This is a genomic window from Galbitalea sp. SE-J8 (genome assembly GCF_030345695.1).
Classification (GTDB): Bacteria; Actinomycetota; Actinomycetes; order Actinomycetales; family Microbacteriaceae; genus JAUASV01.
The window spans coordinates 171436-184800 of the sequence record NZ_JAUASV010000001.1 but is presented as its reverse complement, the minus strand read 5'-3'; the positions used below and the strand labels follow the sequence as shown (position 1 = coordinate 184800).

The 13365-nt window shown below is 68.1% G+C and carries 12 protein-coding genes; 9 read left to right on the top strand and 3 right to left on the bottom strand.

Annotation, left to right across the window (positions count from 1 at the left end):
• Positions 1–119 precede the first annotated feature (119 nt).
• Positions 120–986: a spermidine synthase gene (locus QT381_RS00850; RefSeq protein ID WP_289246699.1), complete on the bottom strand. Its 867-nt coding sequence runs from the start codon at positions 984–986 to the stop codon at positions 120–122.
• 220 nt (positions 987–1206) lie between these two features.
• Between QT381_RS00850 and QT381_RS00845 the strand changes: the two genes are divergently transcribed.
• From QT381_RS00845 to QT381_RS00805, 9 genes are all read left to right on the top strand, one after another.
• Positions 1207–2250, top strand: a complete 1044-nt coding sequence (locus tag QT381_RS00845; RefSeq protein WP_289246698.1) for an alcohol dehydrogenase catalytic domain-containing protein — start codon at positions 1207–1209, stop codon at positions 2248–2250.
• Positions 2251–2308: 58 nt separating this feature from the next.
• Complete coding sequence (locus QT381_RS00840; protein ID WP_289246697.1) at positions 2309–3046, top strand: FadR/GntR family transcriptional regulator; 738 nt, start codon at positions 2309–2311, stop codon at positions 3044–3046.
• A gap of 65 nt (positions 3047–3111) precedes the next feature.
• Complete coding sequence (locus QT381_RS00835; RefSeq protein WP_289246695.1) at positions 3112–4395, top strand: extracellular solute-binding protein; 1284 nt, start codon at positions 3112–3114, stop codon at positions 4393–4395.
• Positions 4396–4527: 132 nt separating this feature from the next.
• Positions 4528–5388 (top strand): carbohydrate ABC transporter permease, encoded by an 861-nt coding sequence (locus tag QT381_RS00830; protein WP_289246694.1) that lies wholly within the window; start codon positions 4528–4530, stop codon positions 5386–5388.
• Positions 5385–6269, top strand: a complete 885-nt coding sequence (locus tag QT381_RS00825; RefSeq protein WP_289246692.1) for a carbohydrate ABC transporter permease — start codon at positions 5385–5387, stop codon at positions 6267–6269. The genes QT381_RS00830 and QT381_RS00825 overlap by 4 nt, the downstream gene beginning before the upstream one ends.
• On the top strand, positions 6269–7576 hold the full coding sequence (locus QT381_RS00820; protein WP_353889745.1) for an apiosidase-like domain-containing protein: 1308 nt from the start codon (positions 6269–6271) through the stop codon (positions 7574–7576). Before QT381_RS00825 ends, QT381_RS00820 begins: the two co-directional genes overlap by 1 nt.
• Positions 7577–7599: 23 nt before the next feature.
• Entirely contained in the window at positions 7600–8448 is an 849-nt protein-coding gene (locus QT381_RS00815; RefSeq protein ID WP_289246691.1) for a phosphogluconate dehydrogenase C-terminal domain-containing protein, read from the top strand.
• Complete coding sequence (locus QT381_RS00810; protein ID WP_353889740.1) at positions 8448–9284, top strand: sugar phosphate isomerase/epimerase family protein; 837 nt, start codon at positions 8448–8450, stop codon at positions 9282–9284. Before QT381_RS00815 ends, QT381_RS00810 begins: the two co-directional genes overlap by 1 nt.
• Positions 9277–12333, top strand: coding sequence for an alpha-mannosidase (locus QT381_RS00805; RefSeq protein ID WP_289246690.1), 3057 nt, complete (start codon positions 9277–9279; stop codon positions 12331–12333). The genes QT381_RS00810 and QT381_RS00805 overlap by 8 nt, the downstream gene beginning before the upstream one ends.
• A 38-nt stretch (positions 12334–12371) precedes the next feature.
• On the opposite strand, the gene QT381_RS00800 is transcribed toward QT381_RS00805, so the two are convergent.
• Together QT381_RS00800 and QT381_RS00795 are read right to left on the bottom strand one after the other, a co-directional pair.
• A complete protein-coding gene (locus QT381_RS00800; RefSeq protein WP_289246689.1) occupies positions 12372–12665 on the bottom strand; it encodes a hypothetical protein in 294 nt (97 codons plus the stop codon).
• 222 nt (positions 12666–12887) lie between these two features.
• Positions 12888–13352 (bottom strand): NAD-dependent epimerase/dehydratase family protein, encoded by a 465-nt coding sequence (locus QT381_RS00795; protein WP_289246688.1) that lies wholly within the window; start codon positions 13350–13352, stop codon positions 12888–12890.
• Positions 13353–13365: the final 13 nt, after the last annotated feature.

The following is a 13365-nucleotide window of genomic DNA, read 5'->3' as shown; positions in this document are numbered from 1 at the left end:
GCCGTCCGCAGGTGCGTCCAGCGCCGTGCCGTCCGCACGCGTGCCATCCGCCGTGCGTCGACCAGCGCCGCGTCCTCCGCCGGTGCGTCGACCAGCGCCGCGTCCTCCAGCGCCGCAGCTCAGTCGCGGCCGCGCACCTGGAACACGCTGCGCGCGGGCGGCGGGGACGGCACGGCCGTGGCATCCGTCGCGATGGGCGCGCCCGCGATCCAGTCGACGACCTCGTGTCCCGCGAGCACCTTCGACGGATGCGGCCCGCCCGCGAGCAGCCGCGGCAGCCACTCGACCGGCAGCGGCTCGCGGGATGCGGCGAGCACGACGTTGCCGTAGCGCCGGCTCTTGAGCAGGGATGCGTCGGCGAGCACGGCGACGTTGCCGAACGCGTAGCGCAGGGTGGCGGCCTGGCCGCGTGCGAACGCCAGTCCCGGGCCGTCGGCGATGTTCACGAGCACGACGCCGTCGTCGGCGAGCAGCGCGCCGACCTCGCCGTAGAACTCGGCGCTCGTGACGTGGGCGGGCGTGCGAGCCCCGGCGAACACGTCGACGACGACGAGGTCGACCGTGCCGCGCAGTCCCGCGGGCAGCTGGGCCAGGGTGGCGCGTGCGTCGCCGTAGCGAACCCGGATGCTCGCGTCGCGGGGCAGCGGAAGCTCGGTCCGCACCAGGTCGACGAGCGCGCGCTCGAGCTCGATGACCTGCTGGCGCGACCCCGGCCGGGTGGCGTGGATGTAGCGCGGGATGGTGAGCGCTCCGGCGCCGAGGTGCACGGCCGTGAGCGGCTCGCCCGGCAGCTTCAGCCGGTCGATGACGTGTCCCATGCGCTGGATGTACTCGAAGAACAGCGCGGTCGGATCGTCGAGGCTCACGTGCGACTGCGGGGTGCCGTCGACGACGAGCTCGAACGCCCCCGGAACGAACCGGTCGCCCACGATCTCGGCGTGCAGCCCGCTCGAGAGCGTGACCGACGGATGCTCCTGCTGCGCCATCCGTTCACGCTAGCGCTGCGCGTCGGGCCCCGCCCCGCGCCCCTGCCCCATCGCCCCGCCCCATCCTGCTTCTCATCGGGTTCGGGACGACTCGTGGCGGGCGCGCGACATGAGTCCTCCTGGACCCTATGAAACGCGGGCCCGCACGACGATACGATCCGCCCGCGCACCGTTCGTTCGATGCGTAACATGATCCTTCGCCGACCCGGGAGGAGCCACCGTGGCAGAGGAGCCGCACGCGAACGGCGGGGCCCGGTCACGCCGACTGGTCACGATTGGTCCGGGCGACGTGCGACTCGAAGTCGAAGCAACTGAGCGGCGAACCCTTGCGGCCGACGATGTGCGGTTGCGCGTACTACGCGTCGGTATCTGCGGTTCGGACGCGCACATCCTGGACGGGACCCACCCGTATCTCGGCTATCCGGTCGTGCAGGGGCACGAGATCGTCGCGAGAGTGGAGGCGGTGGGCCACAACTCCTCGGCGCTGCATCCCGGTGACGTGGTCGTCGTCGAACCTGCGCTGGCGTGTGGCGAGTGCCCGACGTGCCGACGCGGATCGACGAACTGCTGCCCGGATCTCCAGGTCGTCGGTGTGCACAGGGACGGCGGCCTCGCGGACGCTCTCATTGTGCCTCGGCGAGCGACGCATCCCGTCGCCGAGGTTCCGATCGACGCGGCAGTCTTCGTCGAGCCGATCGCAGTCGCGCTGTGGGCTCTGCGACGTGGCCGGATGCGCAAGGGTGATCGTGTTCTCGTCCTGGGCGCCGGATCGCTTGGCCGATCGGTGGTGCTCGCGGCGGCAGCGGCCGGAGCGGCGGTCACGGTTGCGGATCGTTCGCCCGCGCGACGTCACCTCGCGGCGGCGCTGGGCGCGGACTCGTCGCTGTCGCCGCACGACTTGCGTGGAGTCGCCGGAACACGGGGAGCGCCCGATCTCGTGATCGACACGACGGGCTCAAGTGAGCTGATCTCGATCGCGGCGGAGGTCGTCCGGCCCGCCGGACTGATCGTCGTCGTCGGCATCTCCGAGGACGCGCTCGATGTGCCGGTCGCCGACTTCTCCCGCCGAGAGCTTGCTGTCGTCGGAGCTCGGAACAGCGTGGGAATGTTCCCGGCGGCCATCGATCTGGTGCGTTCGCACGCCGCCGCGCTCGTCAATACGATCCAACTCCGGGTCCCTCTGGAGGGTGCGAGCGACGCCCTACTGGCGGTCGCGGGACGCACGATCCATGGGCGCGCGCTGGTCGTGGTCTCCGACATATAGGCGAGTTGCTGCGTACGCCATACGATTGTCATCTGGCATGCCAAGAGGAGCGACGCACATGGCCCGAGGAGAGTTGGACATCACCGCGGTCTCACGACCAGGAAGCCTGTATCAGGATGTCAGCGGGCAGCTCGTGGATGCCATCCGCCGCAGCGGGCTCGAGCCGGGAACGCGGATTCCATCCGAGCGTGAACTCGGCGAGCGCTTCGGCGTGTCACGCACAGTGATCCGCGAAGCGACGCGTCATCTGGCAGCGAAAGGCGTGTTGCAGGTCGTAACCGGCTACGGGGTCATCGTCGCGGACGTCGATGAGTCGCACGTGCGCGAGTCGTTCGACCTCTATGTCTCTCAACGCGACGAGATCGACCCCGATCGCATCTTCGAGGTGCGAGAGACTCTCGAGGTTCGGATGGTGGCGCTCGCCGCGCGACGCGCCACCGACGATCAGCTCAGGCGGATCGCCGACGTGTGTGAGTCCATGGCGGATGTCCTCGACGACGCGGGCGCGGCCTCGGCTGCCGACGTCGCCTTCCACCGTGCGATCGCGGAAGCGTCCGACAACCCTCTGTTCCCGCTTCTCGTCGACTCGCTCGGCACCGTGCTCTATCGAATTCGGCGCGCGACGCTCAATGCCCCTGGGCGAGGCGAGATCGCGCTCGAGGCACATCGCCGCATCGCCCGCGCGCTCACTGCACGCGACGAATCGGCCGCCGTGGCGGCGATGCGGGAGCACCTCGAGGACTCGCGTCGGGCGCTCGCGCGTGCGATCGAGGCAGGCGGAGCGACGGCCTCATAGCTCAGGCTTGACGTCGACGTGCCCCTCTCGCCATACTTTGGTATGCCATATCATCAGACGATGGCATGGCTCTGTTTTCCATGGAGGCAATGATGCTCAGGAAATTTCTCGCGACGGCGACCGCCGCCGTCGTCCTCGCCGTCGGGCTGAGCGGATGCTCGGCTGCGGGGGCGAACGACGACAAGACGCTCGTCTTCTGGACGGTGACCCAGGGTGACGAGCAGCTGCCCGTGCTCGAAGACATGATTCAGCGGTTCGAGGACGCGCATCCCGGGGTCACGGTCGATCTCGAGCAGCGATCGATCGACGCGCACAAGGACGCGTTGCGTCAAGTCGCCGGCACCGGTGTCGGACCCGATGTCTACTTCTACTGGGAGGGCTCGGGCCTCGCTGGGGAGCTCGTGGATGCGGGCCTGAGCGCGGACCTGACGTCGTACTACAACAAGTACGACTGGGACGACCGCTTCACATCCGCTGCACTCGCGGGCATCACGCAGTACGGCGGCCATCACGGTGTGCCGTGGACGCGGCAGGCGATGGCCGTGTACTACAACAAGACCCTCTTCAAGAAGGCCGGCATCGCGACCGAGCCGACGACGTACGACGAACTGATCGCCGACGCGGACGCTCTGGTCGACGCTGGCGTCACGCCGATCGAAGTCGGGGGCACGGTGAACTGGCACATCATGCGGCTGCTCGACTCGCTCGTCGAGACGGAGTGCGGCGCAACGACGGCCACGGCGCTCTTCTCGGGCTCCGCCTCCTGGGCCGACGAGACCTGCGTGACCGCCTCCTACGAGCAGCTCAAGACCTGGGGCGACAAATACTTCAACGATGGCTACCTCAGCATGAGTAACGACGACTCCTCGCTGCTCTTCTTCAGCGGCGACGCGGCCATGGCGATCGAGGGCACCTGGTTCGACGGCACGGTCGTCGAGAACGGCATGGATCCGAACGAGCTCGGCATCTTCCGGTTCCCCACGGGAACCGGTCGGCTCTCGGGCTTCGGTGAGGCGCTCTACGTGAACGACGCCAGCACCAAGAAGGATCTTGCGGCGACGTTCCTCGATTTCGTGACGTCGACTCCGATCCAGAAGGACAGCGTGGGCACCTGGGCTTCCCTCTCCGCCAACAAGGAGGTCGCGGCCGGTACGGACAATCCGCTCGACGCACTCTGGGAGCCGTTCTTCACCGAGGCTGACGGCGTCTACAACCCCGCCGACCAGAGTCTGTCGGGCGAAGTGACGACGGAGTACTGGCGCATCCAGAACGCGGTGCTGACGGGGGAGATCGCTCCTGCTGACGCGGGCGCACAACTCCAGACATTCATCGACGGCAGCGCGAAGTAGCGCAGCGGCAGTAACACTGACGTCCGTGGGGGGCCGGCCCCGGCCCCCCACCCGTCATGGAGGTCAATGGTGACAACCCTCTCCCCTCGGCGCGGTGCGCCGAGCTCGTACCGCCCGGATGCGCGCAACGGCATGCTCGCCGTGCCGTACCTGGTGCCGGCGCTCGTCCTCTACGTCGGATTCGTGCTCTACCCGCTCGTCGACACTGTGCGTCTCTCCTTCTTCTCGTGGTCAGGCTTCCGAACGCGGCCACAGGACTTCGTGGGAGTGGACAACTACGTGCGTCTGTTCACGGCGGACCCCGTCTTCTGGCGCGCGATGCTCAACTCGGTTCTGTGGGTTGCGCTCTCCTTGCTCGTTCCCATGCTGCTCAGCCTCGTGCTGGCTCTCGCGCTCAATCGTCGGATGGTGGGGCGAAACGTATTCCGCTCGATCTTCTACATGCCCGCGGTGTTCGCGTCGATCACGGTTGCCGCCGTCTGGCGGTGGATCTACAACCCGACGATGGGCGCGCTCAATCAACTGCTCGACCACGTCGGTCTCGGTGGCCTGGCGCACGAGTGGCTGGGCGACCCGTCGATCGCCATCTATTCGATCTTCGCCGCATCCATTTGGCAGGCGGTCGGATTCGGACTGGTGCTGTTCCTCGCCGGCCTGCAGCAGGTGCAGCAGGAACTCGTTGACTCCGCACGCGTCGACGGCGCCAACGCCTGGCACGTCTTCCGCAACGTGACGCTGCCCGCGCTCCGGCCAACGACGGCCGTCGTGGTCGTCCTGACGGTCATCAATTCGCTCAAGGTCTACGACCTCGTCGTCGGCATGACGGGGGGTGGGCCCGTGCAGTCCACGCAGGTGCTTGCGCTCTGGTCGGTGACGCAGTCGTTCCAGAACCACAACGTCGGGATGGGAAGCGCGGTGGCCGTCGTGCTGCTCGTCATCTCCCTCTCCCTGGTCGTCCCGTATCTCGTGTGGAGCCTGAGGGACAACAAGTGAGCGGTGTGATGTCGAGTTCGATTCCGTCGGTGCGCTCGGGCGTGCGGCGCCGAGCCCGGCCCGACTGGTTCCGGGCGGGGCTCTGGGTCGCACTGCTGCTCGCGCTCATCGTGTGGAGCATTCCGTTCCTCGTCATGGTCTTCACGTCGTTCAAGGCGAACGCCGACGCGGCCGCGTCGGCGCCGTGGCTACCGCCTTCGGAGTGGCATGTGGCGAACTACGCGGATGCCGCGCGCACCGGGCGGCTGGCCACGACGGCGGTCAATAGCCTCATCGTCGCGCTCGTCAAGGTGCCGATCGGGCTCGCTGTCGCGAGCGCGGCAGCGTTCGCGCTCAGCCGCCTGCCGTTCCGAGGGTCGCGCGTGCTGCTGGCGGTGATCGTGGTCGGGTCGATGGTGCCGGTGCAGATCGCCCTGTCTCCGCTCTTCACGGAGATGCTCAACCTCGGCCTGCTGAATTCGCTGGCGGGACTGGTTCTGCCGTATCTGGCGTTCGGCATCCCGTACCAGATATTCATCCTGCACGGGTTCTTCTCAGCCATCCCCGTCGAGCTCGAGGAGGCCGCGCGTCTCGATGGCGCGTCGACGTTCCGCATCTTCTGGAGGATCTGCCTGCCGCTGGCCGTGCCGGCTCTGGGTGCACTATTCATCCTCGACTTCGTCGCCACGTGGAACGAGTACGCGATCGCGCAGACCCTGTTGCAGAGCCAGTCGAATTGGACCATCCCGCTCGCGGTGCAGGGATTCAGCACTCAGTACTCGACGAACTTCGGGCCGCTCAACGCCTTCATCATCATGTCGGTCGTTCCCGTGCTCATCGTGTACCTGCTTTTCCAGCGCTCGTTCGTTTCGGGCGCTTTCGCCGGGGCGGTCAAGAGCTGATGGAGGAAACGATGGCCGGATCGACAGTGCCGCACTGGCGCGTGTCGCCAGATGGTCCGTGGTTCGAACGCGACGGCGAGCGCACGTTCCTGCTCGCCGACACTCTCTGGGCCGCGTTCTCCCGGATGACGGAGCACGAATGGGACGACGCGATTCGCCTGCGGCGTCGGCAGGGTTTCACCGCCGTCAACGTGAGCGTGCTGCCGATCCCACACGACCGTTCGCTCTCGCGCGACGCGCGGGCGCCGTTCGCCGTCGACGCGGAAGGCGGGTGGGACCTCGATCGGCTGAACGAGGAGTACTGGGTGCGTGCTGGCCGGATGGTGCGTCGGGCTGCGGAGCAGGGCATCACCACCGTGCTCGTCGTGCTCTGGTGCAACTACGCCCCGGGCACGTGGGGCGCCGACCGCACGCCGTGGGCCGTGCTGAACGATGCGCAGACGGATGCCGTAGTCGAGCGGGCAGTCGCCGAGTTCGCACGCTCAGGGGCCATCTTCTGCGTAAGCGGAGACGAGTCCTTGAGATCGGAATCGGCCATTGCGCGCTACGAACGCGCGGCATCCCGCATCCGCTCGCTCGCACCGACCGCGCTCATCACGTGGCACACAACGCCGTCGACGTCGCTCCCCGCGAGCATCGCCGTGTCGGACGACATCGACTACTACTCCTATCAGGCGGGTCACGATGTCGGATGGCAGGACCGTGCGGTTGCGATGGCTCGCGAGTATGCGGACCTGAAACCCACGCGCCCGGTGGTGAGCATGGAACCGCCCTACGAGGCGCACGGCTACGGCGGAGGGACCTTCCGGCACACCGCTCGCACCGTGCGCCGCGCGTCATGGACGGGAGTGCTCGGTGGCGCGGTCGCCGGGTTGGGATACGGCGCACACGGATCCTGGTCCTGGCACCGCCTCGGCGACGCCTTCAACGGCGAGGACTTCTCCGGCATACCCTTGCCGGCCCAGCGAGCGCTCGAACTCCCCGGAGCGTGGGACGTGGGCCTGCTGCGCACGATCGTGGAGGGCCACGGACTCCACCGGCTGCGCTCTGCCGACGCTGCGCTCGTCGACGACCGAACGGGAGCGCGGTTCGGGATGAGCGTCGATTCAGCGATCGCGGCGATCTATGTGCCCGAACCGTTCCGCGTGCGCGTCCGCGGCGACTTTGGCGGCCATGCACTCGAGGTCTGGGACCTCGCGGCAGGGCGCCGTGATCACGTCGAACGCAGCGTTGCCGATCGCGTGACGACCTTCGGTCAACCCGATACCACGGGAGACCTGCTCTACGTGCTGAGTCGACGCGACTGAGCCACTCGAAAGGAACGACCATCGTGACCGTCATCACCATTCTCGGAGCCGGAGGCAACATGGGTCGGCGTATTGCCGCACCTTTGCGCGAGAGGGGCTTCGAACTGCGATATGTCGAGCCTGGCGAAAGCGGTCGACTTCGTCTCGAGAGCCTCGGCCTCGGCATTCAGCTTGCGTCAGCAGAGGACGCCGTAGTCGGGTCGGATGTCGTGATCTTCGCGGTTCCCGACGCGATCGTCCGTCACGTCGCGGCCGACATCGTGCCCAAGCTCGGTGTCGGCACCAGCGTGCTCTTCCTCGACCCGGCGGCTATCGCGGCTGGCCGAATCGCTCCGCGGCCCGACGTCAGCTGCTTCGTGACCCATCCGACTCATCCGCCGTTGTACAGCCTGCTGGCCGAGCCGCGCGCCGAGCAGCGGGCTGACTACTGGGGTGGCGGACTGGCTCAACAGGCAGTGGTATTCGCGCACGCCTGGGGACCGGAGGAGCCGACCGCACTCGTGGAGCGGGTCGTCATCGAGATGTTCGCGCCGGTGTCGGCAGCCCATCGGATCACGGTGGAGCAGATGGCGATGCTCGAACCAGCGCTGAGCGAGACGCTCACCAACGGGTGCATCGCCCTCATCCGCGAGGGACTGGACCGGGTGATCGCGGCCGGAGTGCCCGAGGCAGCGGCACACGACTTCTGCATGGGTCATCTGCAGATCGGAATCGCCCTGCTCTTCGGCCAGCTCGACTGGAAGCTGTCCGATGGCGCGCAACTCGCGCTCGCCAAAGCGCGAGGGCAGATCGTCCGGGACGATTGGTACCGCATCTTCGAGCCGGAAGCGATCCTCGAGAGTGTTCGGGCGATCACGGGCGGCGACGACTGATGCGCGTCGGTGTCTCGAGCTACAGCTATCCATGGAGCCTCGGGATGACTGGTGCGCATCCCCGGCCTTCATTCGGGCTTGACGGACTGCTCGAGGAGGCGAGCGCGATCGGCGCCGACGTGCTCCAGATCGCGGACCTGCCGGCCTTCTTCGCCGCCGTTCCCGAGCGACTCGACTCGCTTCGTAGAAGAGCAGAGACGCTGGACCTGGCGATCGAGGTCGGCACCCGCGGTATTCGAGCGACGGACCTCGAGGACGCACTGAAGCGAGCGACCCTGGTGGGGGCGCGCACGCTGCGGACGGTGCTCGATCGCGGCGCGGACCAGCCCGATTCGCTGACCGCCATCGCGCTCCTCCGGGCCGCGGTGCCGAGGCTTGAACAGGCAGGTGTGACCCTCGCGATCGAGAATCACGACCGTCTCTCCGTTGGACGCCTGAGGGACATCGTCGTCGCGGTCGGATCGTCGCGCGTCGGAGTCTGCCTCGACACGGTCAATTCCTTCGCGGTGCCGGAGGAACCTGGTCGCGTGATCGCGGCGCTCGCACCGCACGCGGTCATGGTGCACGCGAAGGACTTCCGCATTCGCCGTGCCGACCACGGCCTGGGGCTCGTGGTCGAGGGAACCGCGCTCGGTGAGGGCATGCTCGACGTCCCCGCCCTCGTAGCCGCCGTCGGAGGAGCGGGCTCTCGGATCTCGATCGTCATCGAGTCGTGGCTTGCACCCGACGCCTCCCCGGAGAGGCTGTGGCGCACCGAGTCCGCTTGGGCTCGGAGCGGCGTCGCGGTGCTGCGGGCCCTGATCGAGCCGATGCCTGCGGATCCCGTGCATGCATGACGACACTGAGCTCGTCTTCGGCCGTGTGGAGCGCTTTCTCCGTGAGGTGCTCGTGCCCGCGTGCGAGCGCGACTCCGCCGGTGTGACGCTCGCGGCCTGGACCGTGGGCGGTGAGCCCGTACCGTTCGCCGACGTGCCGTCGGCCCCGTTCGTCCCGTTCGAAGTCGGTGAGCCGTGGGGCGCGCCATGGGACACCGTCTGGTTCGACCTCCGGGCGCAGGTCCCAGCCGAATGGCGCGACGATGAAGTCACGGCGATCGAGCTGGTGGTCGATCTCGGATTCGGCCACCGCCCCGGATTCCAGGCCGAGGGTCTCGTCTACACGCGCGTCGGCCGGATCGTCAAAGGGCTGGCGCCGCGCAACAACGCCGTTCCTCTCACGCTCCTCGACGACCCGGATGCCCGCGCGGTACACCTGTTCATAGAGGCGGCGGCGAATCCCGACGTGACAATGGACTACAGCTTCGTGCCGACACCACTCGGGCTCAAGAGCACGGCCGGTACGCAACCGCTGTATGCGCTGCGCCGCGCAGAGCTCGTGCTGAGAGATCGCATGGCCTGGGAGCTCGTGCAGGATGTTCGCGTGCTGCTCGCGCTCGCTCGCGAACTCAGCGAGCACACGCCCCGGCGCGCCGACATCGTTCGCGCGCTCGACCGGATGGTGGACGTCGTCGACCCGTTCGACGTCGGAAGCACGGCGGGCGCGGGCCGCGCGGTGCTCGCACCGACACTCGCGTCGCCGGCCTGGCCGAGTTCGCACGAGGTCGTGGCGGTGGGGCATGCGCATATCGATTCCGCGTGGCTGTGGCCGCTCCGGGAGACCGTGCGCAAGGTCGCGCGCACCTTTTCCAACGTGCTCGCGCTCGCGCGCCAGCATCCGGACTTCCGCTTCGCCGCGTCATCGGCGCAGCAGTACGCCTGGATCAAAGAGCGCTACCCGGAGCTCTTCGAGCGCATCAGAGCCGCTGTCGCGCGGGGTGAGTTCGTGCCAGTCGGGGGGATGTGGGTCGAAGCCGACACGATGATGCCCGGCGGGGAGTCGATGGTGCGGCAGTTCCTCGAGGGCAGCACCTTCTTCCGCGACGAGTTCGGGATCGACACGACCGTGGTGTGGCTGCCCGACTCGTTCGGGTACTCCGGCGCTCTTCCGCAGATCGCGCGGGGGTCGGGAGCGCGCTACTTCTTGACGCAGAAGCTCTCCTGGAACCAGACCAACCGGATGCCGCACCACACCTTCCACTGGGAGGGCATCGACGGTAGCCGGGTGTTCACTCACTTCCCGCCGGTCGATACCTACAACTCGGACCTCTCGGCCCGCGAGCTCGCGCACGCCGAGCGCGGCTACCGGGAGCACGGACGCGGCTCCGTGTCGCTCGCGCCGTTCGGCTGGGGGGACGGCGGCGGCGGGCCCACGCGCGAGATGCTCGCGAACGCGGCACGAGCCCGTTCGCTGGAGGGATCTCCTCGCGTCACGCTGGGAACCCCGGAGGAATTCTTCCGGCGCGCCGAGGCGGAGTACCCGCGCCCGCCCGTCTGGAGCGGCGAGATGTACCTCGAACTGCATCGGGGGATTTTCACGTCGCAGTTGCGGGCGAAGCAGGGCAATCGGCGCAGCGAACACCTGCTCCGCGAGGCCGAGTTGTGGTGCACGAGCGCGACACTGCGTCGTGGAGTTCCGTATCCGGCCGAGGAGCTTCGTGCGCTGTGGCAGAACGTTCTCCTCCTGCAGTTCCACGACATCCTGCCGGGATCGTCGATCGCGTGGGTGTACCAGGATGCCGAGGAGCACTACGCCGACGTCGCCGCCCGGGCCGAGAGGCTCATCGAATCCGCGTTGCGCGTGCTCGTCGGGACGGGGCACGTTGCTCTGGGGGTGAACGCCGGTCCGCGCCTTCGTTTGGGCGTGCCGGAGCTCGGGATCGGGCCCGTTGCGCTTCCGGGCTCGCGTCGCCGGGTCACGGCCGTCGAGGATGAGGACGGCCTGGTCGTCCTCGACAACGGCCGCATCCGCGCAGCGATCGATGAGATCGGCGGAATCGTCTCGCTCGTCGACCATCGAACCGGCCGTGATGCCATCGCACCGCAGACTCCGGCTGCCGTGTTCGTCGTGCATCGCGATGTTCCCAACCAGTGGGACGCGTGGGACATCGACGAGCACTTCCGGCAGAGCCGCGCGGAGTTCGGCGTCGGCTCGGCTCGTCGGGTCGAGCGTGACGAGCACGCGGTCACCGTATCGGTCACCGGCCGCATCGGAGGGCGATCCGCGCTGACCGTCCGCCTCACGCTCCGCGGCGACGCGGACGCACTCGACCTCGACATCGCTATCGACTGGCGCGAACGCCAGTCGCTGCTCAAGCTCGAGGTACCGCTCGACATCTCGACCGAGACGGTCGCAGCGGAGACCCAGTTCGGATACGTGCGTCGGCCGACGCACCGCAACACGTCGTGGGATGCGGCACGGTTCGAAGTGTGCGCTCATCGCTGGGTGCATGTAGGCGAGCAGGGCTATGGCGTAGCCATCGCGAACGACTCGACCTATGGGTACGACGTCACGACGCGATCGCGACCCGGCGGCGGTCGACTCACGGTCGTCGGGCTGTCTCTGGTGCGTGCGCCCCTCTATCCCGATCCCGAAGCCGACCAGGGCGTGCACCGCATGTCCGTAGCGATCAGACCCGATGCCGGGGTGCGTGAGGCGATCGAGGAGGGTTACCGGCTCAACCTGCAGGAGCGGATCGTGCTCGGGGCCGAACCGGTGGCATCCCTGGTGAAGATCACGGATCGCCACGGAGCGTCGAGTTCAGTGCTCGTCGAGGCGGTCAAACTCGCGCACGATGGCAGCGGGGATCTCATCGTCCGCCTCTACGAGTCCGAGGGCGCTCGAGCGGCCGCGTGCGTGCGCCTCGACGTTCCGATCGAGCGGATCGTCCGCGCGGACCTCCTCGAGCGGCCGCTCGAGGATCTCGTGCTCGCCGATACCGCGGGTGTGGACGTGACCGTCCGCCCGTTCGAGATCGTCACCGTGCGCGTCGTGGTCGCGCCCGAGTGAAGCCGGTTCGCGCGGGGCGGTACCCGAGTCGGCAGTGGTCAGCGGGGGAGCTCGTCGGTCGCCGCGTGCCAGCGCGCGAGTATCGATTCGAGGTCCGCACGTACGGTCGCACTGACGGGCGTCACGAATTCGGTGTCGAGACCCGCCGCGCCGGTGGGCCAGTCGATGGTCGGATCGAAGCCGAGGTCGCGGTGCGCAGCGGTGGTGTCGAAAACGTTGCTGTACTGGAAGTTCTGCACGCACCACGGGGCCCCGTCGGCGGAGAGCCGGGCAATCACGTCCGTGGGGATGTGCACGATGCGCGGGTCCTCGACCCCGACGGCCTGCGCCACGATCCGCCAATACCGATTCCACGAGTAGAGCTCGTCGCTTGCGGCGTTGTAGGCGCGATTGGTGGAGCGCGTCTCGACGGCTCCGACGAACGCGCGGGCCAGGTCGTCGCGGTGCAGTGCCGACCAGATGGACGAGCCATCACCGTGGAGCACGATCGGCAGTCCCGCCCGAAGGCGCTCGATGTAGAGCTGGTAGCTCCCGAGCGGCGCGACCGCGGTGTTCTAGTATGTGGCTGCCGGGCGCACCACTGTCAGATCGAAAAGCCCTCGCTCCGCAGCGTTCTCGAGCACCTCCTCCGAGCGGGCCTTGCCGAACGCGTACGGAAACCGGGGCGATGGGTTGCGGGGGGCGGTCTCGGCGATCGGGAGGGCCACCGCATCCTTCCGGTACACATCGACGGTGCTGCACATCACGTAGCGCAACGTGTTTCCGCGGAACGCCGCGATGGACCGCTCCGCCTGCGCTGGCGAGAAGCAGACCAAGTCGACCACGGCATCCCATCCCTCCCGGGCGATCCCTCCCAGCACGCCTGGCTCGTCCCGATCGCCCAGCCGCCGCGCGACGTGAGCCGCGAGAGGCACGGTCGCCGTACGAGTGAGCGCCGTGACGCCGTGACCGGCGAGCGCGAGGTCGCGGCCCACCGCCCAGCCGATCAGGCCAGCACCGCCAATGATGAGCACACGCACGGGAACCCTCTCG